At 63.9% G+C, this 22,217-nt stretch carries 15 protein-coding genes and 1 pseudogene; 10 read left to right on the forward strand and 6 right to left on the reverse strand.

The window, feature by feature from the left end; translation table 11 throughout:
• Positions 1 to 85 precede the first annotated feature (85 nt).
• Positions 86 to 1,105, reverse strand: coding sequence for a LacI family DNA-binding transcriptional regulator (locus KDB76_RS16470; RefSeq protein ID WP_024087200.1), 1,020 nt, complete (start codon positions 1,103 to 1,105; stop codon positions 86 to 88).
• A 206-nt stretch (positions 1,106 to 1,311) separates the two neighbouring features.
• Between KDB76_RS16470 and KDB76_RS16475 the strand changes: the two genes are divergently transcribed.
• From KDB76_RS16475 to KDB76_RS16485, 3 genes are all read left to right on the forward strand, one after another.
• Positions 1,312 to 1,851: a gluconokinase gene (locus KDB76_RS16475; RefSeq protein WP_015270531.1), complete on the forward strand. Its 540-nt coding sequence runs from the start codon at positions 1,312 to 1,314 to the stop codon at positions 1,849 to 1,851.
• Between the two features lie 111 nt (positions 1,852 to 1,962).
• Positions 1,963 to 3,315, forward strand: coding sequence for a GntP family permease (locus KDB76_RS16480; protein ID WP_015270532.1), 1,353 nt, complete (start codon positions 1,963 to 1,965; stop codon positions 3,313 to 3,315).
• A gap of 84 nt (positions 3,316 to 3,399) precedes the next feature.
• Positions 3,400 to 3,693: a hypothetical protein gene (locus KDB76_RS16485; protein ID WP_013972806.1), complete on the forward strand. Its 294-nt coding sequence runs from the start codon at positions 3,400 to 3,402 to the stop codon at positions 3,691 to 3,693.
• A 169-nt stretch (positions 3,694 to 3,862) separates the two neighbouring features.
• Here KDB76_RS16485 and KDB76_RS16490 read toward each other — a convergent pair whose 3' ends face one another.
• The 4 genes and pseudogenes from KDB76_RS16490 to KDB76_RS16505 all read right to left on the reverse strand — a co-directional run bounded on the left by KDB76_RS16490 (position 3,863) and on the right by KDB76_RS16505 (position 9,371).
• Positions 3,863 to 5,290, reverse strand: coding sequence for a sigma-54 dependent transcriptional regulator (locus KDB76_RS16490; protein ID WP_038409701.1), 1,428 nt, complete (start codon positions 5,288 to 5,290; stop codon positions 3,863 to 3,865).
• Positions 5,259 to 6,757 (reverse strand): annotated as a pseudogene (locus KDB76_RS16495) (HAMP domain-containing sensor histidine kinase). The gene KDB76_RS16490 and the pseudogene KDB76_RS16495 overlap by 32 nt, the downstream one beginning before the upstream one ends.
• Positions 6,758 to 7,054: 297 nt before the next feature.
• Complete coding sequence (locus KDB76_RS16500) at positions 7,055 to 8,515, reverse strand: HAMP domain-containing sensor histidine kinase (protein ID WP_038409702.1); 1,461 nt, start codon at positions 8,513 to 8,515, stop codon at positions 7,055 to 7,057.
• Positions 8,516 to 8,786: 271 nt separating this feature from the next.
• Positions 8,787 to 9,371: a lytic transglycosylase domain-containing protein gene (locus tag KDB76_RS16505; RefSeq protein ID WP_013972810.1), complete on the reverse strand. Its 585-nt coding sequence runs from the start codon at positions 9,369 to 9,371 to the stop codon at positions 8,787 to 8,789.
• A gap of 186 nt (positions 9,372 to 9,557) precedes the next feature.
• Here KDB76_RS16505 and gspG point away from each other — a divergent pair, with 186 nt between their 5' ends.
• The 7 genes from gspG (at position 9,558) to KDB76_RS16540 (ending at position 20,123) form a co-directional block, all read left to right on the forward strand.
• The gene (gspG, locus tag KDB76_RS16510) at positions 9,558 to 9,983 is read left to right on the forward strand and encodes a type II secretion system major pseudopilin GspG (RefSeq protein ID WP_003258264.1); all 426 of its coding nucleotides are present in this window, start codon (positions 9,558 to 9,560) and stop codon (positions 9,981 to 9,983) included.
• A gap of 11 nt (positions 9,984 to 9,994) precedes the next feature.
• A complete protein-coding gene (locus KDB76_RS16515; RefSeq protein WP_013972811.1) occupies positions 9,995 to 11,185 on the forward strand; it encodes a type II secretion system F family protein in 1,191 nt (396 codons plus the stop codon).
• Positions 11,186 to 11,354: 169 nt separating this feature from the next.
• A complete protein-coding gene (gene mexE / locus KDB76_RS16520; RefSeq protein WP_015270540.1) occupies positions 11,355 to 12,596 on the forward strand; it encodes a multidrug efflux RND transporter periplasmic adaptor subunit MexE in 1,242 nt (413 codons plus the stop codon).
• Between the two features lie 12 nt (positions 12,597 to 12,608).
• The gene (locus KDB76_RS16525) at positions 12,609 to 15,788 is read left to right on the forward strand and encodes an efflux RND transporter permease subunit (protein WP_038409703.1); all 3,180 of its coding nucleotides are present in this window, start codon (positions 12,609 to 12,611) and stop codon (positions 15,786 to 15,788) included.
• Positions 15,785 to 17,200, forward strand: a complete 1,416-nt coding sequence (locus KDB76_RS16530) for a TolC family protein (RefSeq protein ID WP_038409704.1) — start codon at positions 15,785 to 15,787, stop codon at positions 17,198 to 17,200. Before KDB76_RS16525 ends, KDB76_RS16530 begins: the two co-directional genes overlap by 4 nt.
• 169 nt (positions 17,201 to 17,369) lie before the next feature.
• Positions 17,370 to 18,425 carry a tetratricopeptide repeat protein gene (locus KDB76_RS16535; protein WP_038409705.1) on the forward strand — a complete coding sequence of 352 codons (1,056 nt, stop codon included), beginning with the start codon at positions 17,370 to 17,372 and terminating at the stop codon, positions 18,423 to 18,425.
• An 81-nt stretch (positions 18,426 to 18,506) separates the two neighbouring features.
• Entirely contained in the window at positions 18,507 to 20,123 is a 1,617-nt protein-coding gene (locus KDB76_RS16540; protein ID WP_038409706.1) for a response regulator, read from the forward strand.
• Between the two features lie 6 nt (positions 20,124 to 20,129).
• On the opposite strand, the gene KDB76_RS16545 is transcribed toward KDB76_RS16540, so the two are convergent.
• Positions 20,130 to 22,160: a PAS domain-containing sensor histidine kinase gene (locus tag KDB76_RS16545; RefSeq protein ID WP_013972817.1), complete on the reverse strand. Its 2,031-nt coding sequence runs from the start codon at positions 22,158 to 22,160 to the stop codon at positions 20,130 to 20,132.
• Between the last annotated feature and the right edge of the window lie 57 nt (positions 22,161 to 22,217).

Here is a 22,217-nt window from a genome sequence, read left to right on the forward strand (position 1 = left end):
ATGCAAGCACAGTGCTATCACCTTGTAATTATTGCATTCGCAATACGGAGCGCCATTCTTAACCGGGATGGGCAAGCGTCCGCGCTCAGGAACTTTCCCGCACCATCAACTCGAAGCCCAGGTCCTGCTGCGCATTCGGCACCCGCTTGCCATCGAGCAACGCCAGCAGCGCCTGCGCAGCACCGCGCCCCACAGCGGCGCGAGGCGTGCGAATCGAGGTCAGCCGCGGCACCATGTGCGCCGAAGCCGGCAGGTCGTTGAAACCGACCATCGCCACCTGCCGCGGCACCTCCACCCCTTGGCGCAATGCCTGCAGCACCGCGCCCTGGGCCAGGTCGTCGTTGCAGAAGAAGATACCGTCGACATCCGGCGCCTGCCGCATCAGTTGGCTGAACAACTCGCTGCCCAAGGCAATGGAAGAAGGCTCCGGCGTCAGCACTTCCAGCTCGGTCGCCTGCAAGCCGGCCTCGGCCAACGCCTGGCGGAACCCTTCGGCACGCTGCATCACTCGTGGGTCCAGTTGTGCGGCAATGAACCCCAGGCGCTTGCGCCCGCGCTCGATCAGGTGGCGGGCGGCGGCGCGCCCGGCCTGCTGCTGCGAGAAGCCGACGGACAATGCACCAGCTTCGCCATTCAGTTCCATCATGTGCACACAAGGTACGCCACTGGCCGCCAGCATCTGCCGCGATGCCTCGCTGCGCTCGAAACCGGTCAGCAGCATGCCGCAGGGCTGATAGGCCAGGTAGTTGCGGATGAGGTTCTCCTCTTCGGCAAGATCGTAGTGATAGTTGCCGATCAGCACCTCGAGCCCGCGCGGGCGCATGACCTCATGAATGGCTTCCAGCGTGTCGATGAACAGCTGGTTGGACAGCGACGGGATCAACACCACCACCGACTGGCTGCGCGCCGAAGCCAGGGCACGGGCCGCCGGGTTGGCGACATAACCGAGGCTCGCCGCGGCAGCAACGACCTTTTCCACCAACTCCGGCGCAACCGTGCTGACCCCACGCAGGGCGCGCGAGGCGGTAATCGGGGAAACCCCGGAAAGCCTGGCAACTTCTGCCAGGGTGGGACGACCTGTGGTACGGGAGCCGGTGCGGGACATGGATGTTGTAATTTTACTACTTGCAAGGAAAGGGAACGGCCACTAAGGTAGCGCTGTCTCAGGACGCAGGCAATGTAATCTTTGGCAGCAGCCAACGCGCGCTCGCCACCAAGCGTCCATACTGCGTAGGGACAAGACCAATAACACCGGGGAGGTGGCTGTTCGTCGACAACGAGACAGCGCTATCTCACCCGCAGGAGGTACTGATGAATTCTCCCCTGTCCGCCATCGTGGTGATGGGCGTGGCCGGTTGCGGCAAAAGCTGCATCGGCGCTGCCATCGCTGCCAGAAGCGGCGGCCGCCTGATCGAAGGTGACGCTTTCCACCCTGCCGAAAACATCCGCAAGATGAGCGCTGGCATCCCCCTGGACGACAGCGACCGTGCCGGTTGGCTGGTGCGTCTTGGTCAGGAGCTGCAAGCCACGACCCAGGCCGGGGAACGTCCGATCCTGACCTGTTCGGCCCTCAAGCGCCGCTATCGCGACTCCCTGCGCGACGCCATGCCCGGGCTGGTGTTCGTGTTCCTCGAGCTGTCACCCGCCGAGGCGGAGAAACGCGTGCTGGCCCGCCCCGGGCATTTCATGCCGGCGAGCCTCATCGATAGCCAATTCGCTGCCCTGGAGCCGCCACACGGCGAACCCCTGACCCTGGCGCTCGACGCCACCCAGCCCATCGAAGCGCTTGCCGAAGCGGTGGACAGCTGGCTAAAGGGCCGCAGTGAGCCGGGCCTGGCACAAACCGCCTGACCCAGGCGGCTTTCCCGGCCCAACCGAGACAGCGCTACCCTGCCCCTCAAGCGCAAGCAAATTTGCAAAAAAGCTACGCCAAAACAACGATAAGACCGAGGCCTTCAAACCATGTTCGGACTGGCTACTGATACCTTCCTGCTGCTCGACGCGCTGGTTACCATCGTCGGGCTGATCCTGCTGATCACTCATTTCAAAGTCCATCCCTTCGTCGCACTGACCATCGCGGCCGGCTTCCTTGGCCTGACCTCCGGCATGCCGGTGGCCAAGGTCATGAAATCGTTCCAGGACGGTTTTGGCGGTGTTCTGGGCTTCGTCGGCATCGTGCTCGCCCTGGGCACCATGCTTGGCAAGCTGATGGCCGACTCCGGGGGGGCCGATCAGATCGCGCAAACCCTCATCCGCGCCTTCGGCAAGAAGAACGTGCACTGGGCGATGATGTTCGCCGCCTTCCTGGTGGGTATCCCGCTGTTCTTCGAGATCGGCTTCGTGCTGCTGATCCCGCTGGTGTTCATCGTCGCCCGACGCTCCGGCGTATCGCTGATCAAGATCGGCATTCCACTGCTGGCCGGCCTGTCGGTGGTGCACGGCCTGGTGCCCCCGCACCCGGGCCCGCTGCTGGCGATCGGCATCTTCCATGCCGACATCGGCAAGACCATCTTCTATGGCCTGATCGTGGCGCTGCCTACCGCCATCATCGCCGGCCCGCTGTTCGGTAATTTCATTTCCCGCTACATCCCGGGCACCCCGTCCCAGGAGCTGATGGACCAGATCGCCAAGGAGTCCGACCAGGGCAATCTGCCGAGCTTCACCATCACCCTGGTCACCGTGCTGCTGCCGGTGGTGCTGATGCTGCTGAAGACCTTCGCCGACGTGGTGCTGCCTGCCGAGCACATCGTGCGCCAGTGGATGGACCTGATCGGCCACCCCATCACCGCCCTGCTCGCTGCCCTGCTGCTGGCCTTCTATACCTTTGGCTCGGCCCGTGGCTTCAACCGTCAGCAGATCATGAAGATGCTCGACCAGAGCCTGGCACCGACTGCGGCGATCGTGCTGATCGTGGGTGCCGGCGGTGGCTTCAAGCAGATGCTGGTAGACACCGGCGTGGGCAACGTGATCGGACAGATGGCCGTACAGGCGGAGATTTCGCCCATCATGCTGGCCTGGCTGGTAGCAGCGGTAATCCGTATCGCCACCGGTTCCGCCACGGTCGCCACCATTACCGGTGCGGGCATCGTTGCACCGGTGATCGACCTGGTGCCGGGGGTCAACCGTGAGCTGCTGGTGCTGGCCACCGGCGCTGGCTCGTTGATTCTGTCCCACGTCAACGACGCCGGCTTCTGGCTGGTGAAGCAGTACTTCAACATGACCGTGGCGGAAACCTTCAAGACCTGGAGCATGATGGAGACCATCCTGTCGATCGTCGGCATCATCTTCATCATGTTGCTGTCGCTGGTGGTGTAACCGTTGATCGGGGTAATGGCACCTTGAAGCTTCGGGTAGGGCCGAAGGGAAGTATCAGCCCTACCAGAAGCAAAGGAGCCTGCCATGCCCCGCTCAAGCATCCTGCTGATTGCCCTGCTCGCCGCGCCGTTGGCCATTGCTGCCGGCACCGGCCCCACCTACCCCGACGACCCACACAACCCGGCGCCCAAGCCGGGCGCGGACAGCACCCTCAACCCGATCGAAAAGCCCATGCCGCGGGACACAGACCCACGCATAAAGGGCAACGACCCGGACAGCCCGCCAGCTGAACAGAATGACAACCGGGATTTGCCAGGGATGGATGGCAGTGGCTCGGAAGGTACCGGGCGGCAGGGAGCAGCCGATAATCAGCGTTGATCAATGCCCCTGAATGCAACTGTCTTGCTCAAATTCCAAAAGTTGCCGCAATCCCTGTAGGAGCGGCTTTAGCCGCGAAGAATCCAACACGGTGATGGCACCGGCTGCGCCGGTGGTCGCGGCCAAAGCCGCTCCCACAGGGGCCCCTGTACGGCCCATTATCCAATGCTCACCACTGGCGCTTGTCCGGCCTGGTCAGCCCCAGCTTCTCGATCCGGTACCGCAGCATATCCCGCGACAGCCCGAGCATGCGTGCCGACTTGGTCACGTTCCAGTCCGTGCGGTCCAGGGTCTTGCACACCAGGTCGCGCTCCATGTCCGGCAGGCTGGTGCCGGGCTCCGGTTCGTGCCGAGGCATTTCGAACACCGCAGGCGCCGCCTGCTGCACCAGCGGCTCGTCGATCAAGGTCATGCACAGGTTGAGCTGGTGCGCCTGCACCACCTCGTTCGGCGCCAGCAGCACGGTCTGCTCCAGCATGTTGCGCAGTTCGCGCACGTTGCCTGGCCAGCTGTAACCGAGCATCAGGCTTTCCGCCTCGGCGGAAAAGCGCAGGTTCGGCTTGCCATAACGCCGGCCATGATGGGCCAGGAAATGCCGCGCCAGCAGCAGCACGTCCTGCCCGCGGGCATACAGGCGCGGTACCTTCAGGGCAATGATACGCAGGCGGAAGAACAGGTCGCGGCGGAACCTGCCCTGCTGCACCATCTGCTCCAGGTTGCAGTTGGTAGCGCTGATCACCCGCAGGTCGACCTTGCGCTCCTTCACCGCGCCAATCCGGCGGATACTGCGGTCTTCCAGCAACTTCAGCAGCTTGGCCTGGAGCACCAGGTCCATCTCGCCAATCTCGTCGAGGAACAAGGTGCCCCCATCGGCAGCCTCCACCAGGCCCACCCTGCGCTCCTTGGCATCGGTAAAGGCGCCCTTCTCGTGGCCGAACAGCTCGGCCTCCAGCAGGTTGGCCGGGATCGAGGCGCAGTTGAACTCGATGAACGGCCCCTTGCTGCGCGAACCATCAAAATGCAGGGCGCGGGCCACCAGCTCCTTGCCGGTACCGGTCTCGCCTTCGATCAGCACCGGTGGCAGGTCGTCGCTGGCCATGCGCCGTTCTGCATCCAGCACTTGGCGCAGGGTGTGCTTGAGGGTGAGCATCGCCGGTGATTCACCGATCAATGCCTGCAACCCGGACTTCTGCGCCTCGCGCTCCTGGTAGAACGACAACGTGCGCTCCATGCGCTCGGCAGCCAGCGCCTTGTCCAGGGTCAGCTTGAGCTCGGCCAGCACCACGGGCTTGGTCAGGTAATGGAAGGCGCCCTCCTTCATTGCCTGCACGGCATCTTCCACGTTGCCATAGCCGGTCATCATGATCACTTTCAGGTCCGGCACCTGCGCCACCAAGGTACGCAGCAGGTCGTGCCCGCTCATGCCCGGCAGCGAGTTGTCGGTCAGCACCGCATCGGGCTGGCCCCGCTTTATCTGCTCCAGCGCCAGCTCCGCGCTGTGGCACACGGTGACCTCGAAGCCCTTGAGGCCGAGGTAGGTGCGAATATTGTCGGCGAGAATTTCATCATCCTCGACTACCAGGATGCTGTGCTCCATGGTCCCCTCCCGCTGCGATATTGAATGTGAGGCTGACGCGGGTTCCTTCCTCTTCGCGGCTGCTCAGGCTGACCGAGCCGCCAAAACGCTCCATGATGCGTTTGACCAGGGCCAGGCCTATGCCGAGGCCGCCCTGCTTGGTGGTGTAGAACGGCTTGAACACCATCCGTTCCTGCTGTTGGCTCATGCCCTTGCCGGTATCGCTAAGGACGAACTCGGCACGCTGCCCATCCTGCACATTGACCTGGGCGCACAGCATGCCACCTTCAGGCATGGCTTCCAGGGCATTGGAGAACAGGGTGTTGAGAATCTGCGTGAGCTGTAGCGGCTGGCTGGCCACCCATTGCGACCGGGGGCCTTCGTAGCAGAAGTACACACCGTTGCGTTCGATCTGCTGGGCGAAGGCCAGGTGGGTGTCCTCGATGGCCGTCACCAGGTCCACGGCCTCGGCATCGTCACTGGTCGGGCGCAGCGACACCAACAGGTCACGCACCCAGCGCGACATGCGGTCGACCTGGCTGATGATGTCGGTGATGTTCTTCTGCGCCGCGGGGTTGGCGATTTCCTGAGCCAGTTCGGCGCTGGAGCGAATGTTGGCCAGCGGGTTGCGCAAGCTATGCGCCACGGCCGAAGACATCTCGCCCAGGGCCACATAGGTTTCACTGGCCACCAGCCGGTCCTGCTGCAGGTGCAGCAGCTGCGCGGCGCGGCGCGGCGCACGATCCAGAACAGGCCGAAGTAGACCAGCGCCCCGCCCACCAGGGTAGAAGCCCAGATCAGCACATAACCGCGCTGGATGCGTAACACCAGGTCCTGCGGCTCCTTGTAGATTTCCACCATGGCCAGCACCTGTTCGCCCTGGCTGTCGAACAGCGGGATGTAGTTCTCGATGAACAGGAAGCGCGGTTCACGCTGGAACTTCTGCTCTTCGCGGTCATCCTCGGCCTGGTGGTAGCTGGCCGATACCGTCTTGCGCGAGCGGAAGGCGCGGTCCAGGTCACCATCGGCCTCGATTCGCTTGCCGATCAGCTCCCGGTTGGTCGACCAGACGATGGTGCGGTCGCGGGCATAGACGTTGGCCAGCAAGGTGTCCGGCAGGTGCTCCACATGGTCGAGGAACTCGACCCGGGTCGATTCGGCCAGCTCCGGGGTGAACTGCAAGTGCTGCTGGTCCAGGCGCGGGTCAAGCAACTCGCCCATGGTGGTGCCCGGCGGCAACTGCGAATGACGTACTTCGGCCTGGGCCATGGCCTGGATGAACTGGGCGGTGAGCATGGCATCGCGCTCGACGCTGTCGCGCACCACGAAACGCGTCGACACATAACCCAGCCCGCCCGCCACCGAGGCGATGATCAGCAGGCTTATGACCGAAAACCAGCGCAGCAGGTTGAATTCGCGCAATGGCACGGCCACACCGTTGGCGGTAGTACTGGCCTTGTCAGGAACTTCTTTATCCAGCATCTGCATCGCGTGCTTCCCGCCCAGGGCGTCCATTCAGAAATGCATCAAGGCGACAAATAGTAGCCAATTGATAGCACTCCACCCGTGCAGCCGCAGCCGCCATTTGTCGTGTGTTGCGCTCTGCCTGTCACATTGCAAGAACCCAGCCAGCCAACATGCCAATTCAAATTATCTTTGATTATCAATAGGTTGAAGACACATCTTAAATTAACTTGGAGGGCTATCCCCCACATTTGGGGGTTTTCACCCAAAAAACATTAAATCCTTTATAAACAATTAGATACGAGCATTTATTAATGTAAGTCAGGAGCCATTGACCAGCCGGAAACTCAGCGAAACCCGGGTGCCATGGCCTTCACTGCTGCTGAGGCGGACACTGCCCCCGAAGCGTTCCATGATGCGTTTCACCAACACCAGGCCCACGCCCAACCCACCCTGCTTGGTGGTGAAGAAAGGCCGGAAGGCCATGCGCTGCTGCTGTTCGGTCATGCCTTTGCCGTTGTCGGACAGGCGCAAGGTCAGGTTACGCCGGTCATGACGCACCACCTCGACACGCAACCGCCCGCCCTGCTCCATCGACTCCAGGGCGTTGGCGATCAGGCTGCTGAAGATCTGCCGCAGTAACACCGGATGCCCCAGCACCTGCACTGCCGGTATCGGTTGCAGGTCAAGGCTCACTCCGCCGCGCGCCAGCGGCACTGCGTAGGTCTGCAGGCTTTCCTGCAATGCCAGCGGCAAATCCACCGCCACGGCCTCATCGTTGAGCGGGCGCAAGGACTGCAACATCTGGCGGATCCACTGCGACATGCGGTCGACCTGGCTGATGATGTCGTTGACGTTGCGCTGCGCCGGGCCATCGTCGAACGCCTGGGCCAACTCGGCACTGGAACGGATGCTGGCCAGCGGGTTGCGCAGGCTATGGGCCACCGCCGAGGACACCTCGCCCAGCGCCACGTAGGTTTCGTTGCTGATCAGCCGCTTCTGCTGCACCGCCAGCAGGCGCGCGGCGCGGTGCATGATGCCGTACAGGCCTACGTAGACCAGCGCGGCACCGATGGTGATCGCCAGCCAGATCAGGATCAGCCCATGCTCGATGCGCACGATCAGGTCATGGGGCTCCTTGTAGATCTCGACCATCGCCGTGACCTGCTCGCCATCGGCATCGAACAGCGGAATATAGTTTTCGATGAACAACTGCTCGGGTGGGATGACGAACTTCTGCTCGACGCGGGCCTGTTCGAAGTTGTGGTAGCTGGCCGAGACTCGCATCTTGTACTCGAAAGCCTGCTCCAGGTCCTCGTCGCCTTCTATCAGCTTGCCGACCAGGGCCGGGTTGCTGGACCAGATCACCGTACGGTCCGGGGCATAGATGTTGGCCAGCAGCATGTCGGGCAGGTGCGCGATGTGGTCCAGGAACTCGCCACGCGCCCTGCGCCGGGCGTCCGGGTCGACATCGAGCAGGTTGGCGCGGTCAATGCGTGGGTCAAGCAGTTCACCCATGGTGCGCACATTGGGGATCGACACATGGCGTACTTCGGCATCGGCGATGGAGGTGATGAACTGCGCGGTGAGCAAGGCATCGCGCTCGATGCTCTCGTCGACGATGAAGCGGCTGGAAATCAACCCCAGCCCGACCGCTACCGAGAGGATGATGGCCAGGCTGACCCAGGCGTACCAGCGCAGCAGATTGAACGGCTTGCGTGGGGTGGCCAGTTCGTTACCGGCGGGTACTTCAAAAGCGTCGGAACGAGGGGCGATGTCCATGGCGGACTCCACAACTGGGCACCTTCAGAAGGTTATAGCCCAGAGTTGGGGAAACCATCGGGTCAGCTTGGTGGCATCCGCCGAAGGGTATTGTCTTGTTTCCCGTATTGAACGCACCTGCCTTGCAAAAATCCAGATGCTCACACGGCCCCTGTGGGAGCGGCTTTAGCCGCGAACACCGGCGCAGCCGGCGCCATGCACCGCGTTGGATTCTTCGCGGCTAAAGCCGCTCCCACAGGGGTCGCACCAGCGTTGAAAGGGGCTACAGGGGCTAATCACCCGTCAACCCCTGCAAGCGGCGGTACTCCCGCAGCACATTCGGTACATAGCGCCGGGTCTCGGCAAACGGCGGTACCGCACCACGGCGCAGCACCGCGTCCGGGCCGGCGTTGTAGGCCGCCACGGCCAGGGTGATGTCATTGTCGAACAAATTGAGCATGCGCTTGAGGTAGCGGGCCCCTCCCTGCACGTTGTCTTCCGGGTCCAGGCGGTTTTCCACGCCCATCTCGCGGGCAGTATCCGGCATCAATTGCATCAGCCCCACCGCGCCCGCTGGCGAACGCGCCTTGGGGTTGTAACCGGACTCGGCCTTGATCACCGCATGCAGCAACGCCGGGGGTACGTCGTGGGTGCGCGCCGCGGCGGCGACCAGCTTGGCATAGGGGCGGCCGGTGATGAGCTGCGCGTTGGCCGGGCCGGCCTGGGCCTTCGGCTCGCTGATCACCGTTTCATAGAGGCGCCCGGGTCGATGGACGTTGGTCAGTATGTAGCTGCCTTTGGCGTCGATGGAAATGTACACATCGGCCTGGGCAGCACCTGCCACCAGCCAGATCAAACCGAGAATGAGTCCACGCATGTCGGTCGCCTCTTCGTGGTCTCCCCCGATGTTGGGGGATATACCCCGGAAAACCCGGGGTCGATGACCACGACGCAAGCACTGTGCCGCTTCGCGTGCCGCATGGTGCAAGGCGCCAGCGCAGGCGTGCACGGCTGTTGCATGGAGCCAGCAAAAGCTTGTCCCCATGCAGCGGAGGGCTTCACCATGCAGCGCAGAACCAACCCTCAACGTGGCTTCACCCTGCTCGAACTTTTGGTGGTGCTGGTGGTGCTCGGCCTGTTGGCCGGTATCGTCGCGCCCAAGTACTTCAGCCAGCTCGGCCGCTCCGAAGCCAAGGTGGCGCGGGCGCAGATAGAGGGGCTGAGCAAGGCCCTGGACCTGTATCGCCTGGAAGTCGGCCACTACCCCAGCAGTGAGCAGGGCCTGCAGGCCCTGGTGGTCGCCCCCAATGGCGAAGCGCGCTGGACCGGCCCGTACCTGCAGAAGGCCGTGCCGCAAGACCCGTGGGGCCGCGCATACATCTACCGGCAACCCGGCGAGAACGGCGGCGAGTACGACCTGCTGTCGATGGGCAAGGACGGCCAGCCCGGTGGCGACGGGGAAAACGCCGAAATCACCAGTTGGCAGTAGGGAGAACGGCCATGCGCTACAGCCTCAAGGCCCTGGGCAGGCAGGGTGTGGTGCAGTTGCAGATCGACGCCGAGGACGCCGACCAGGCCCGCCGCCAGGTCGAGGACCAGGGCTTGCGCGTGCTCAGCCTGCATGGCCACGGCGGCGCCTTGCGCGGCATGGCCTGGCGCCGCGAAGCAAGCTTTGACCTGGTGCTGTTCAGCCAGGAACTCTCGACCCTGCTCAACGCCGGCCTGCCGCTGATCGACGCGCTGGAAAGCCTGGCGGAAAAGGCCCCCGCAGCCGCAGCGCGCAAAGTGCTCGCCGAACTGGTCCGCCAACTGTACGAAGGCCGCTCGCTGTCCCAGGCCCTGGGCCAGCAGCCACGGGTGTTCCCGCCGCTATACGTGGCGCTGGTACAGTCCAGCGAGCGTACCGGCGCGCTCGGCGACGCCCTCGCCCGCTACATAAGCTACCGCCAGCGCCTGGACCTGGTCCGGCAGAAGCTGGTGGGTGCCTCGGTCTACCCGATGCTGCTATTGCTGGTGGGCGGTGGCGTGGTGCTGTTCCTGCTTGGCTACGTGGTGCCGCGTTTCAGCCAGGTGTTCGAGGGCATGGGCACCGAGTTGCCCTGGCTGTCTCGGCTGCTGATGCAGATCGGGCTATTCCTGCATGCCCAGCAACTACCGCTGGCATTGGGCGCCCTCGGTGCGGCCACTGCGCTGTGGCTGCTGCGCCGCCAGCCATGGGTACGGCGCTGGGCAGCCTGCCAGCTGCGGCGCCTGCCGGCACTTCACCAACGCCTGATGATGTACGAACTGGCGCGCTTCTATCGCTCATTGGGCATCCTGCTGCAAGGCGGTATCCCCATCCTCACCGCCATGGGCATGGCCCGCGGCCTGCTCGGCAGCGCGGCGGCCGAGGGCCTGGAGCACGCCAGCCAGCGGGTCGCCGAAGGGTTGCCCCTGTCCGATGCGTTGGAGGCCGGGCAACTGGTGACGCCGGTGTCGTTGCGCCTGCTGCGCGCCGGCGAGCAGTCCGGCAACCTGGGCGAAATGCTGGAGCGCTGCGCCGACTTCCATGACCAGGAAATCGGCCGCTGGGTGGAATGGTTCGTCAAGCTGTTCGAACCGCTGCTGATGACCTTCATCGGCCTGCTGATCGGCCTGATCGTGATCCTGATGTACATGCCGATCTTCGAACTGGCCTCGAGCATTCACTGAAATCTCTGACCCAGGATGAAAGCCCACGACCGAGCTGGCCATGTCTGCAATCGATGAATGATCTGCTCATATCATTCATCGTGATAATAACCTTCGTCCCGTTCGATTCGTGCCTCACGCGCAAGACACTCACACTCCGCCCACTACTAATACATTGGCGGAGTTCTCCATGGAACAATCATTCAAACCCTTGCGCTTCCCCCTCGCTGCCCTGGCAGTGGTGGTGATCAGCGCTTGTGGCCGAACCCCAGACGCAGTGCAGGCTCCCACCGCGCCGAAGGTCAGCGTGGCCAAGGTGATCGAGCAACCGATCAATGAATGGGACGAGTTCACCGGCCGCCTCGAAGCGCCGGAAACCGTCGAGGTACGCCCACGGGTCTCCGGCCAGATCGACCTGGTAGCCTTCACCGAAGGCGCCCAGGTCAAGAAAGGCGACCTGCTGTTCCAGATCGATCCACGCCCGTTCCAGGCAGAGGTCCGCCGCCTCGAAGCCCAACTGCAGCAGGCCAAGGCCACCGCCATTCGCAGCGCCAACGAAGCCCGCCGTGGCGAACGCCTGCGTGACAGCAACGCCATTTCCGCAGAACTGGCCGAATCGCGTAGCAGCGCCGCCGCCGAAGCCCGCGCCGGGGTCGACGCGATCCAGGCCCAGCTCGACCTGGCACGCCTGAACCTCAGCTTCACCCGTGTCACCGCGCCCATCAGCGGCCGTGTCAGCCGCGCCCAGTTCACCGCCGGCAACATCGTCACCGCCGATGTCACCCCGCTGACCAGCGTGGTCTCCACCGACAAGGTCTACGCCTACTTCGACGCCGACGAGCGCGTGTACCTCAAGTACACCCAGCTGGCCCGCGAAGGCCAGCGCGGCCAGAGCACCCCGGTGTACCTGGGCCTGACCAACGAAACCGGCAACCCGCACCTGGGCCAGATGAACTTCGTCGACAACCAGGTCAACCCGCGCACCGGCACCATCCGTGGCCGTGCGGTGTTCGACAACAGCGACGGCCAGTTCACCCCAGGCCTGTATGCACGCCTGAAGCTGGTGGGCAGCGCCCAGTACCAGGCCGTGCTGATCAACGACGAAGCCGTGGGCACCGACCTTGGCAAGAAGTTCGTGCTGGTCATGGACAAGGACAACAAGGCCGCCTACCGCGCCGTGGAGCTGGGGCCGAAGCTGGAAGGCCTGCGCATCGTGCGCAGCGGCCTGGGCAAGGACGACCGCATCGTGGTCAAGGGCCTGCAGCGTGTGCGCCCTGGCTCACCGGTCACCCCGGAAGAGACACCGATGGCCAGCGAACAGACCCTCGCCGCCCTCGCCCAGCAGCGCCAGGCCCTGGAGGCCAGCAACCCGGCGCCGAAGGTGGCGGGCAACAACGTGAAAGTCGCCAGCGCCCAGGCGCCACGCGGTTAAGGGACCACACCGATGAACTTCTCGAAATTCTTCATTACCCGGCCAATTTTGGCCGCGGTGCTGTCGTTGGTGCTGCTGATCGCGGGTTCGATCTCGCTGTTCCAGCTGCCGATCAGCGAATACCCCGAAGTGGTGCCGCCCACCGTGGTGGTGCGCGCCAACTTCCCCGGCGCCAACCCCAAGGTCATCGGCGAAACCGTCGCCGCGCCACTGGAGCAGGCGATTACCGGCGTGGAGAACATGCTGTACATGTCCTCCCAGTCCACCGCTGACGGCAAGCTGACGCTGACAATCACCTTCGCCCTTGGCACCGACCTGGACAACGCCCAGGTGCAGGTGCAGAACCGCGTCACGCGTACCCAGCCCAAGCTGCCCGAGGAAGTGACCCGCATAGGCATCACGGTCGACAAGGCCTCGCCCGACCTGACCATGGTCGTGCACCTGACCTCGCCGGATAACCGCTACGACATGCTCTACCTGTCCAACTACGCCATCCTCAACATCAAGGATGAGCTGGCGCGCCTGGGCGGCGTGGGCGATGTGCAGCTGTTCGGCATGGGCGACTACTCGCTGCGCGTGTGGCTGGACCCGAACAAGACCGCTTCGCGCAACCTCACCGCCAGTGATGTGGTGGCTGCAATCCGCGAGCAGAACCGCCAGGTGGCCGCCGGCCAGCTGGGCGCCCCACCCGCCCCCGGTTCGACCAGCTTCCAGCTGTCGATCAACACCCAGGGTCGTCTGGTCAATGAGGAAGAGTTCGAGAACATCATCATCCGCGCCGGTGCCGATGGCGAAATCACCCGCCTGAAGGACATCGCCCGGGTCGAACTCGGTTCCAGCCAGTACGCCCTGCGTTCGCTGCTGAACAACCAGCCGGCGGTGGCCATTCCGATCTTCCAGCGCCCAGGCTCCAACGCCATCGAGATCTCCGACGAAGTGCGGGCGAAAATGGCCGAGCTGAAGAAGGACTTCCCCGAGGGCATGGACTACAGCATCGTCTATGACCCGACCGTGTTCGTCCGTGGTTCCATCGAAGCCGTGGTACACACCCTGTTCGAAGCGCTGGTGCTGGTGGTGCTGGTCGTCATCCTGTTCCTGCAGACCTGGCGTGCCTCGATCATCCCGCTGATGGCCGTGCCGGTATCGCTGATCGGTACCTTTGCCGTGATGCACCTGTTCGGCTTCTCGCTCAACGCGCTGTCATTGTTCGGCCTGGTCCTGGCCATCGGTATCGTGGTGGACGATGCCATCGTCGTGGTGGAGAACGTCGAGCGCAACATCGGCCTGGGCCTGAAACCGCTGGAAGCCACGCAAAAGGCCATGGGCGAAGTGACCGGGCCGATCATCGCCACCGCCCTGGTGCTGTGCGCGGTGTTCGTACCTGCTGCGTTCATTTCCGGCCTGACCGGGCAGTTCTACAAGCAGTTCGCTCTGACCATCGCCATTTCCACGGTCATCTCGGCATTCAACTCGCTGACCCTGTCGCCGGCCCTGGCAGCCGTGCTGCTGAAGGACCACCATGCGCCCAAGGACCGTTTCTCGCGGTTCCTGGAAAAACTGCTGGGCAGCTGGCTGTTCGCCCCGTTCAACCGCTTCTTCGACCGCGCTTCCAACCGCTACGTCGGCGGCGTGCGTCGGGTCATCCGCTCCAGCGGCATCGCCCTGTTCGTGTATGCCGGCCTGATGGGCCTGACCTACCTCGGCTTCTCGTCCACCCCGACCGGTTTCGTGCCGGCCCAGGACAAGCAGTACCTGGTGGCGTTCGCCCAGCTGCCTGACGCGGCCAGCCTCGACCGCACCGAAGCGGTGATCAAGCGCATGAGCGAAATCGCCCTGAAGCAGCCTGGCGTGGCCGACTCGGTAGCCTTCCCTGGCCTGTCGATCAACGGTTTCACCAACAGCCCGAACAGCGGCATCGTGTTCACCCCGCTCAAGCCGTTCGACGAGCGCAAGGACCCGAGCCAGTCGGCGGCGGCCATCGCGGCTGCACTGAATGCCCAGTTCGCCGACATCCAGGACGCCTACATCGCGATCTTCCCGCCACCGCCGGTACAAGGCCTGGGCACCATCGGCGGCTTCCGTCTGCAGATCGAAGACCGTGGCAACCTGGGCTACGAGGCGCTGTACAAGGAAACCCAGAACATCATCGCCAAGAGCCACAACGTGCCGGAACTGGCGGGCCTTTTCACCAGCTACCAGGTCAACGTGCCCCAGGTCGATGCCGCCATCGACCGGGAAAAGGCCAAGACCCACGGCGTGGCGATCACCGACATCTTCGACACCCTGCAGGTCTACCTGGGCTCGCTGTACACCAACGACTTCAACCGCTTTGGCCGTACCTATCAGGTCAACGTCCAGGCCGAGCAGCAGTTCCGCCTCGATGCCGAGCAGATCGGCCAGCTGAAGGTGCGCAACAACCTCGGCGAGATGATCCCGCTGGCGACCTTCCTCAAGGTCAGCGACACCTCCGGGCCTGACCGGGTGATGCACTACAACGGTTTCATCACCGCCGAGATCAACGGCGCCGCGGCACCGGGCTACAGCTCCGGCCAGGCCGAAGCTGCCATCGAGAAGCTGCTGAAGGAGGAACTGCCCAACGGCATGACCTTCGAGTGGACCGACCTGACCTACCAGCAGATCCTTTCGGGCAATACCGCGCTGTTCGTGTTCCCGCTGTGCGTGCTGCTGGCCTTCCTGGTGCTTGCCGCCCAGTACGAAAGCTGGAGCCTGCCGCTGGCAGTGATCCTGATCGTGCCGATGACCCTGTTGTCGGCCATCACCGGGGTGATCGTGTCGGGGGGTGACAACAACATCTTCACCCAGATCGGTCTGATCGTACTGGTGGGCCTGGCGTGCAAGAACGCGATCCTGATCGTCGAGTTCGCCAAGGACGAACAGGCCAAGGGGCTCGACCCGCTGGCTGCGGTACTGGAAGCCTGCCGCCTGCGCCTGCGGCCGATCCTGATGACCTCGATCGCTTTCATCATGGGTGTGGTTCCACTGGTGTTCAGCTCCGGTGCCGGTTCTGAAATGCGCCATGCCATGGGCGTGGCGGTGTTCTCGGGAATGATCGGGGTTACCGTGTTCGGCCTGTTCCTGACCCCGGTGTTCTTCTTCCTGATTCGCCGTTTCGTCGAGCGTCGCCAGGCCCGCAAGGCCGAACGCGCCCAATCGCTGGAGAGCCATGCATGAACCTGCTCAAACCCTTGACCCCGAGCTTGCTGGCGCTCGCCTTGGCGGCCTGTGCAGTAGGCCCGGACTACCAGGCGCCAGCCACCGAGCCCGCGCAGCTGGCCAGCGACATACAGGCCAAGGCCTACGACCGTAGCCGTTTCGAAAGCCTGTGGTGGAAGCAGTTCGACGACCCGGTGCTGAACCAGCTGGTGCAGACGTCGCTGGATGGCAACCGTGATCTGCGCGTGGCCTTCGCCCGCCTGAAGTCGGCCCGTTCGATCCGTGAAGACGCCGAAAACGATCAGTTTCCGGTGGTCACCAGCCGCGCCAGCAGCGACATCGGCAAGGGCCAGATCCCCGGCCAGACCACGCAGCGGGTAAACAGTGAGCGCTACGACCTGGGCCTGGACATGGCCTGGGAGCTTGACCTGTTCGGCCGCATCCAGCGCCAGATCGAAGCCAGCGAAGCCCAGGAAGCAGCAGCCGCGGCCGACCTGCAGCAGCTGCAGGTCAGCCTGATCGCCGAACTGGTGGATGCTTACGGCCAGCTGCGTGGGGCGCAGTTGCGCGAAAAGATCGCCCTGGCCAACCTCAAGACCCAGCAGGAATCGCGGGCCATCACCGAAACCCTGCGCGATGCCGGCGTGGGCAACGACCTTGATGTGGTGCGGGCCGACGCGCGCCTGGCCGGGGTCGAAGCCACCGTACCGCAACTGCAGGCGGAACAGGCACGGGCCCGGCATCGCATCGCCACCCTGCTCGGTCAGCGCCCCGAGGCGCTCAGCGTCGACCTGTCGCCCAAGGCACTGCCGGCCATCGCCAAGGCGCTACCGGTGGGTGACCCGGGAGAACTGCTGCGCCGCCGCCCGGACATCCGCAGCGCCGAACGCCAGCTGGCGGCTGCCACCGCCAACGTTGGCGTGGCCACGGCCGACTTGTTCCCGCGCGTCAGCCTCAGTGGCTTCCTCGGCTTTACTGCTGCACGTGGTTCGCAGATAGGTTCCTCGGCAGCCAATGCCTGGGCGCTGGGCCCGAGCATAACGTGGGCCGCCTTCGACCTGGGCAGCGTGCGCGCCCGACTGCGCGGTGCCAAGGCCGATGCCGAAGGGGCACTGGCCAACTATGAACAGCAGGTGTTGCTGGCCCTGGAAGAATCGGCCAACGCCTTCAGCGACTATGACAAGACCCAGCAGCGGCTGTTGTCGCTGATGCGCCAGAGCGACGCCAGCCGCAAGGCGGCGGAACTGGCCTCGATTCGTTATCGCGAGGGTACGGTGGACTACCTGGTGCTGCTCGATGCCGAGCGTGAGCGGCTGAGCGCAGAAGATGCGCAGGCCCAGGGTGAAGTCGAGTTGTACCGCGGCATCGTCTCCATCTACAAGGCCCTGGGCGGCGGCTGGCAACCGGAGACCGTAGCCAGCGCGCGCTGATACACCCGCTTCAACGACTCCTTTGGTTGGCCCCTCCCCCAACCGTTTGCCCCGCAGGCCTTGGTCCGCGGGGCTTTTTTATGCTGATTGAGGGTGTGTGCAGGGACCTGGTTGCATTTACCACCCGGCTAGCCCAAGCTCTGCCCTTCCCGCCGCCCCGGATCGTCCGATGCCCAGACGCAACCGCTACCTGATCGCCCTGCTGCTGTTGATCCTGGTATCGGCCCTGTTCGGCTACCTGTGGCGCGACGCTCCGCCAGCCCCGCCTACCCTGCCTGCGCACAGCTACGCCAAGGCCCTGCGCCAGGCCCATGAGGGCCAACCCGGCGCTGCACGGGTGCTGTACCAGCAACTGCAGCGCACCGACCTGCCGCCCATTCGCCGTGCCGCCTTGTATGCCGAACTGCCAAACTACCCTTCGCCCCAGGCATTGAAACTCGCCCGTCAGGACCTCGAGCATGCCGACCCGCAGGTGCGCCGTGCAGCCATTGCCGGTATTCGCCGCCTGCTGCCGGCGGCGCAGCGCAGCCTGGTACTCGGCCCACTGTTGGACGACGACGAGCAAAGCGTGCGCTTTGCCGCGGTAGATGCCCTGCTCGGCCTTGCTCCGGATGACATCGGCCTTTATTTCGGCCCGCTACAGGTTGCCCTGGAGCAATACCAGCAGGCCCTCGAGCAGCAACCCGAAGACGTCGACGCCCAAGTCCACCTGGCGCGCCTCTACCTGCACGAAAACGACTACACCCTGGCCGACACCGCCCTGCAGCGAGCCCTGGCGGTAGCGCCAGGCAACCTCGACGCACTGGCGACTCAGGTACGCCTGCTGGAGCGCCAGGGCTATCACGACGCCTCGCGCCAGATACTGGGCAAAGCCCTGGCGCTAAGCCCCGATTCGGCCTTTCTGCAGTACGAACTGGGGCTCTGGCTTAACCGTCACGAACAGCGCGAATACGCACTGCTGGCCTTGTCCCGCGCCGTCGAACTGGACCCGGACAACGCCGACTACCGCTATACACTGGCAGTCACCTTGCATGAACTGGAACAACTCGACGCCGCGCAAAAGCAACTGGAAATCGTGCTCAACCGCCAGCCGGCCAATCGCCGGGCACGGGTGTTGCTGATTAAGTACTGGAAGGAAACCGGCCAGTTGCAGAACGTGCAGGTGCTGCTGGCCGAGCTGGAGCGGCAGAATCCGGACGACCCAGTGTTGCAACAGGGCCTGTAGGCAACGTCCGAAAATTTGTTGAACCCCGGGGCTGTGCCCAGGGTCCAGTGGATATCGGACCACCCTTCAGGAGAGTGTGTTGTGGCCAGTTCGTTGGCGCTGGACGAACGTGCATTGATCCTGGCGCCCCCGCCAATAGCCGCGGATACTGCTCGCCTGCTCGCTTCTGCGGGTATCGACAGCCTGTGCGCGGTCGACCTGGCCAACCTGCAAGCCCGCCTGGCCGAAGGCGCAGGCCTGGCGATCATTGCCGAGCAAGCGTTCAAACAGGGCCCAAGTGCATTGCTGCAAGAATTCATCGACCAGCAACCGTGCTGGTCGGACCTGCCCATCGTGCTGCTCGGTCAAGGGAGCCAAGCGGCCAAGGGCTCGACCAACCTCCCGGTGGGCAACCTGGTCCTGCTGGTCGCACCATTCGAAAACGCCCAGCTGCTGCGCATGACTCAGTCCGCCCTGCGCAACCGGCGTCGGCAGTATCTGGCACGCGACCAGTTGCAAGACCTGCAGCAACGCCTTGACGCCAAGGCCGCACCTCCCGGCGAAGACCAGCAACGCAGCGAGTTTGCACGCCACCAAACGCGCAAGATGGAGGCCATCGGCCAACTGGCTGGGGGGGTCGCCCACGACTTCAACAACCTGCTCACCAGCATTGGTGGCAGCTTCGAGCTGATTGACCGGCGCTTGCGACAGGGTCGCAGCGATGGCCTGGACAACGTGCTGCGCATGGGCCGCGAGGCAGTGTCACGCGCCGCGCGCCTGACCCACCGCCTGCTGGCCTTCTCTTCTCGGCAATCGCTGCACACCCGGCAGGTCGACCTGCACGACCTGCTCCAGGCAAAACGCCTGAAGGCTTGCGTGACCCAGACCGTGACCCTGCAGGTGCAAATCGCCAAGAACCTGTGGACGGTCGAAGCCGATGACCAACAGTTACAGGAGGCCCTCGATAACCTGTTGCTCAATGCCTGCGAAGCCATGCCCAATGGCGGCCAGCTGCGCATCGAGGCAAGTAACCAGCACATCGGCGCCGGGCAATTCGCTGGCGGTGCCCTGTGCGCCGGCGACTATGTACGCCTGCGAGTCATCGATGACGGCCAGGGCATGGCGCAAAGCACGCTGGAGCATGCCTTCGAGCCGTTCTTCAGCACCAAGGCGATCGGCCAGGGCATCGGCCTTGGCCTGTCGATGGTTTACGGCTTCAGCAAGCAATCCCACGGACATGTCACCCTGCACAGCCAGATCGGCCAAGGGACCCGGGTGGACCTTTATCTGCCGCGCCATGTCGACCAGGGCCAGGCACCTGTCAAACCCGTACAACCCGTGCGAGGTTACCAGGGCCATCACGTGCTGGTAGTCGAGGACGACCCCCATGTACGCCAATTGCTCTGCCAGGCCCTGCGCGAGGATGGCTTCGCCTGCCACAGTGCCGCCGACGCCAATGAGGGCCTTAAGGTACTGCGTTCGACACAACCGGTGGATCTGCTGATCAGCGATGTCGGCTTGCCCGGCATGAATGGCCGCCAGTTGGCCGAGATTGCCCGCAACCTGCGCCCACGCTTGCCAGTACTGTTCATCACCGGCTATGCAGAAACCGCCATGGCCCGCGAGGGCTTCCTGGAGGCGGGGATGCACCTGATCAGCAAGCCCTTCGAGCTGAAGCAGCTGCAGGCCCAGGTGACCCAGATACTGGGCAAGCCCTGAACCGCTTCACTCCTCGAGCATGCGTAGCGCCTCATCCACCAGGTCCGCCAGCGGGAACGGCTTGTTCATCAATGCCGTGCCCGGCTGCTCGAGCAACTGCGCTTCGATCGGCTGCCCCGCATAGCCGGTAATGAAAAGGATCTTCTGCAACGGCAGCTGCATGCGCATGGCCTTGGCCACCTGGCGGCCACTGAAACCACCCGGCAAGCCAATGTCGGTGATCACCAGGTCGAACGGGCCGTCATGGCGGAAGCGCTCCAGTGCGCTATTGGCGTCGCCCACATCAATGACTTCGAAACCACGTTCGGTCAGGTACTCGCACATCACAGCACGCAAACCGAGCTCGTCATCGACCAGCAACAGGCGCTGCCTCCCGGCCATGCGCTGCGTCCGTTGCACAACCGCAGGCGCCTCGGGTACCGGGTCATGCCACCTTGGAAAAAGCATGCAGACCTTGGTGCCCTGGTTCGGCGCCGACTCGATCCAGGCGTAGCCCCCCGACTGGCCGACAAACCCATACACCATCGACAAACCAAGGCCTGAGCCACGCCCGACCGGCTTGGTGGTGAAGAACGGTTCAAAGGCCCTGGCAATGTCCACGGCCGGCATGCCATGGCCATCATCCTCCACATACAACGCAACGTAGTCGCCTGGTGGCAGGCCGCTCTCATCCGGGAAACACCTTGTCAGCCGCTGGTTGATGCTGCGCAGCGTGACATTGCCGCGATCAAGGCATGCTTCGCGGGCGTTGGTGCAAAGATTGATCAAGGCATTTTCCAGCTGGGAAACATCAAGGTTCACCGCCCACGGCGTGACATCCAGCTGCCAGTGCAAGCGCATCTCGGCGCCCAGCGTGCTCCGCAGCAGTGGTTCGCTCAAGCGCAATTGCCGGTTGAAGTCCAGCGGCCTGGGCGCCAAAGGTTGATGACGGGAAAACGCCAGCAGGCGATGGGTCAGCTCCATGGCACGCTGCACCGAATCTCGCGCGACCTCGACATACGCCTCCACCCGCTCCAGCCGTCCTTCCTGCAGGCGCCGCTGAAGCAGTTCGAGGCTGCCACCGATGCCGGACAACAAGTTGTTCAATTCATGGCCCATGCCCCCGGCCAACTGCCCAACCACCTCCAGACGCTCGTTGTTGCGCATCAGCGTTTCGGATTGACGAGCAGCCTCCTCACGTTCCCCGGTGATATCCCGGCCAACGGCAGTCAGCAGGCTGCCATCGAACCGTGCACTCCAGCGAAAACAGTGGTAATGGCCATCGCGGTGGCGCAGGCGCGTCTCTATCTGCTCGGTATCCTGGTACTGCAGGCACCCGGAAACAGCCACCTCTACCTCAGCGCGATCTGCCGGATGTACCAGGTCCAGCACCGGAGTGCCCAGTACCTGCTCTTCAGACCAGCCCAGGATGCGATACCAGGCGGGGTTGGCGGCACACACCTTCAGCTCGGGAGTGACGGTCATCATCGCATCACGCGACAGCTGCCAGAACTGCTCGCGCTCCACCAGGTGTCGCTCGACCTGCCGCTGGAATTCTTGCGCCTGCTCCCGCCAGTGGCGATGCGCCTCGACGCTGGCCGTGGTTTCGATCACCGCGTGCAGAAACCCTGCCACGTTGCCCAGTTCATCGTGCAACGGTGTGTAACCGAACGCACACCACAACGGCTCCCCGCCTTGGCCGCAGCCAATACGCAGTGGTGGGTCCTCGACAAAGCTCGAGCGCCCCTCGAGCGCCTTGAACACCCACGGTCCCATCGCCGGCCACTCATCGCTCCACAGCGCATCGAAGGACATGCCCAATGCATCCGGGGCAACCCGCCGCAATGCCCGATAGCCTTCATTGTGGACCACGCTGAGGTCTGGTCCCCAGACCACGGCACACGGGAACGGTGACAATTGCATCATGTCGACGGCAATGCGCAACGAAGCCGGCCAGCGCGGCAGCGGCCCGAGCGGTGTTCGCCCCCAGTCGAACCGTGCAATCCGTTCGCCCATGAGGTCGACCGGTGCCAGCACAGACGGCTTCAGGATGACCATCGACGCAGGCTCGCGCGGCGTACCATTTGTGACCACTGTCGTGACTCCAGCATGATT

This window comes from Pseudomonas sp. JS425, assembly GCF_018223845.1.
Lineage (GTDB): Bacteria > Pseudomonadota > Gammaproteobacteria > Pseudomonadales > Pseudomonadaceae > Aquipseudomonas > Aquipseudomonas asiatica.

What these genes read in the sequence shown, in the direction of transcription:
- KDB76_RS16470 (WP_024087200.1), bottom strand. Translation starts at nt 1,105, where the DNA reads ATGTCCCGCACCGGCTCCCGTACCACAGGTCGTCCCACCCTGGCAGAA.
- KDB76_RS16475 (WP_015270531.1), top strand. Translation starts at nt 1,312, where the DNA reads ATGAATTCTCCCCTGTCCGCCATCGTGGTGATGGGCGTGGCCGGTTGC.
- KDB76_RS16480 (WP_015270532.1), top strand. Translation starts at nt 1,963, where the DNA reads ATGTTCGGACTGGCTACTGATACCTTCCTGCTGCTCGACGCGCTGGTT.
- KDB76_RS16485 (WP_013972806.1), top strand. Translation starts at nt 3,400, where the DNA reads ATGCCCCGCTCAAGCATCCTGCTGATTGCCCTGCTCGCCGCGCCGTTG.
- KDB76_RS16490 (WP_038409701.1), bottom strand. Translation starts at nt 5,290, where the DNA reads ATGGAGCACAGCATCCTGGTAGTCGAGGATGATGAAATTCTCGCCGAC.
- KDB76_RS16500 (WP_038409702.1), bottom strand. Translation starts at nt 8,515, where the DNA reads ATGGACATCGCCCCTCGTTCCGACGCTTTTGAAGTACCCGCCGGTAAC.
- KDB76_RS16505 (WP_013972810.1), bottom strand. Translation starts at nt 9,371, where the DNA reads ATGCGTGGACTCATTCTCGGTTTGATCTGGCTGGTGGCAGGTGCTGCC.
- gspG (WP_003258264.1), top strand. Translation starts at nt 9,558, where the DNA reads ATGCAGCGCAGAACCAACCCTCAACGTGGCTTCACCCTGCTCGAACTT.
- KDB76_RS16515 (WP_013972811.1), top strand. Translation starts at nt 9,995, where the DNA reads ATGCGCTACAGCCTCAAGGCCCTGGGCAGGCAGGGTGTGGTGCAGTTG.
- mexE (WP_015270540.1), top strand. Translation starts at nt 11,355, where the DNA reads ATGGAACAATCATTCAAACCCTTGCGCTTCCCCCTCGCTGCCCTGGCA.
- KDB76_RS16525 (WP_038409703.1), top strand. Translation starts at nt 12,609, where the DNA reads ATGAACTTCTCGAAATTCTTCATTACCCGGCCAATTTTGGCCGCGGTG.
- KDB76_RS16530 (WP_038409704.1), top strand. Translation starts at nt 15,785, where the DNA reads ATGAACCTGCTCAAACCCTTGACCCCGAGCTTGCTGGCGCTCGCCTTG.
- KDB76_RS16535 (WP_038409705.1), top strand. Translation starts at nt 17,370, where the DNA reads ATGCCCAGACGCAACCGCTACCTGATCGCCCTGCTGCTGTTGATCCTG.
- KDB76_RS16545 (WP_013972817.1), bottom strand. Translation starts at nt 22,160, where the DNA reads ATGGTCATCCTGAAGCCGTCTGTGCTGGCACCGGTCGACCTCATGGGC.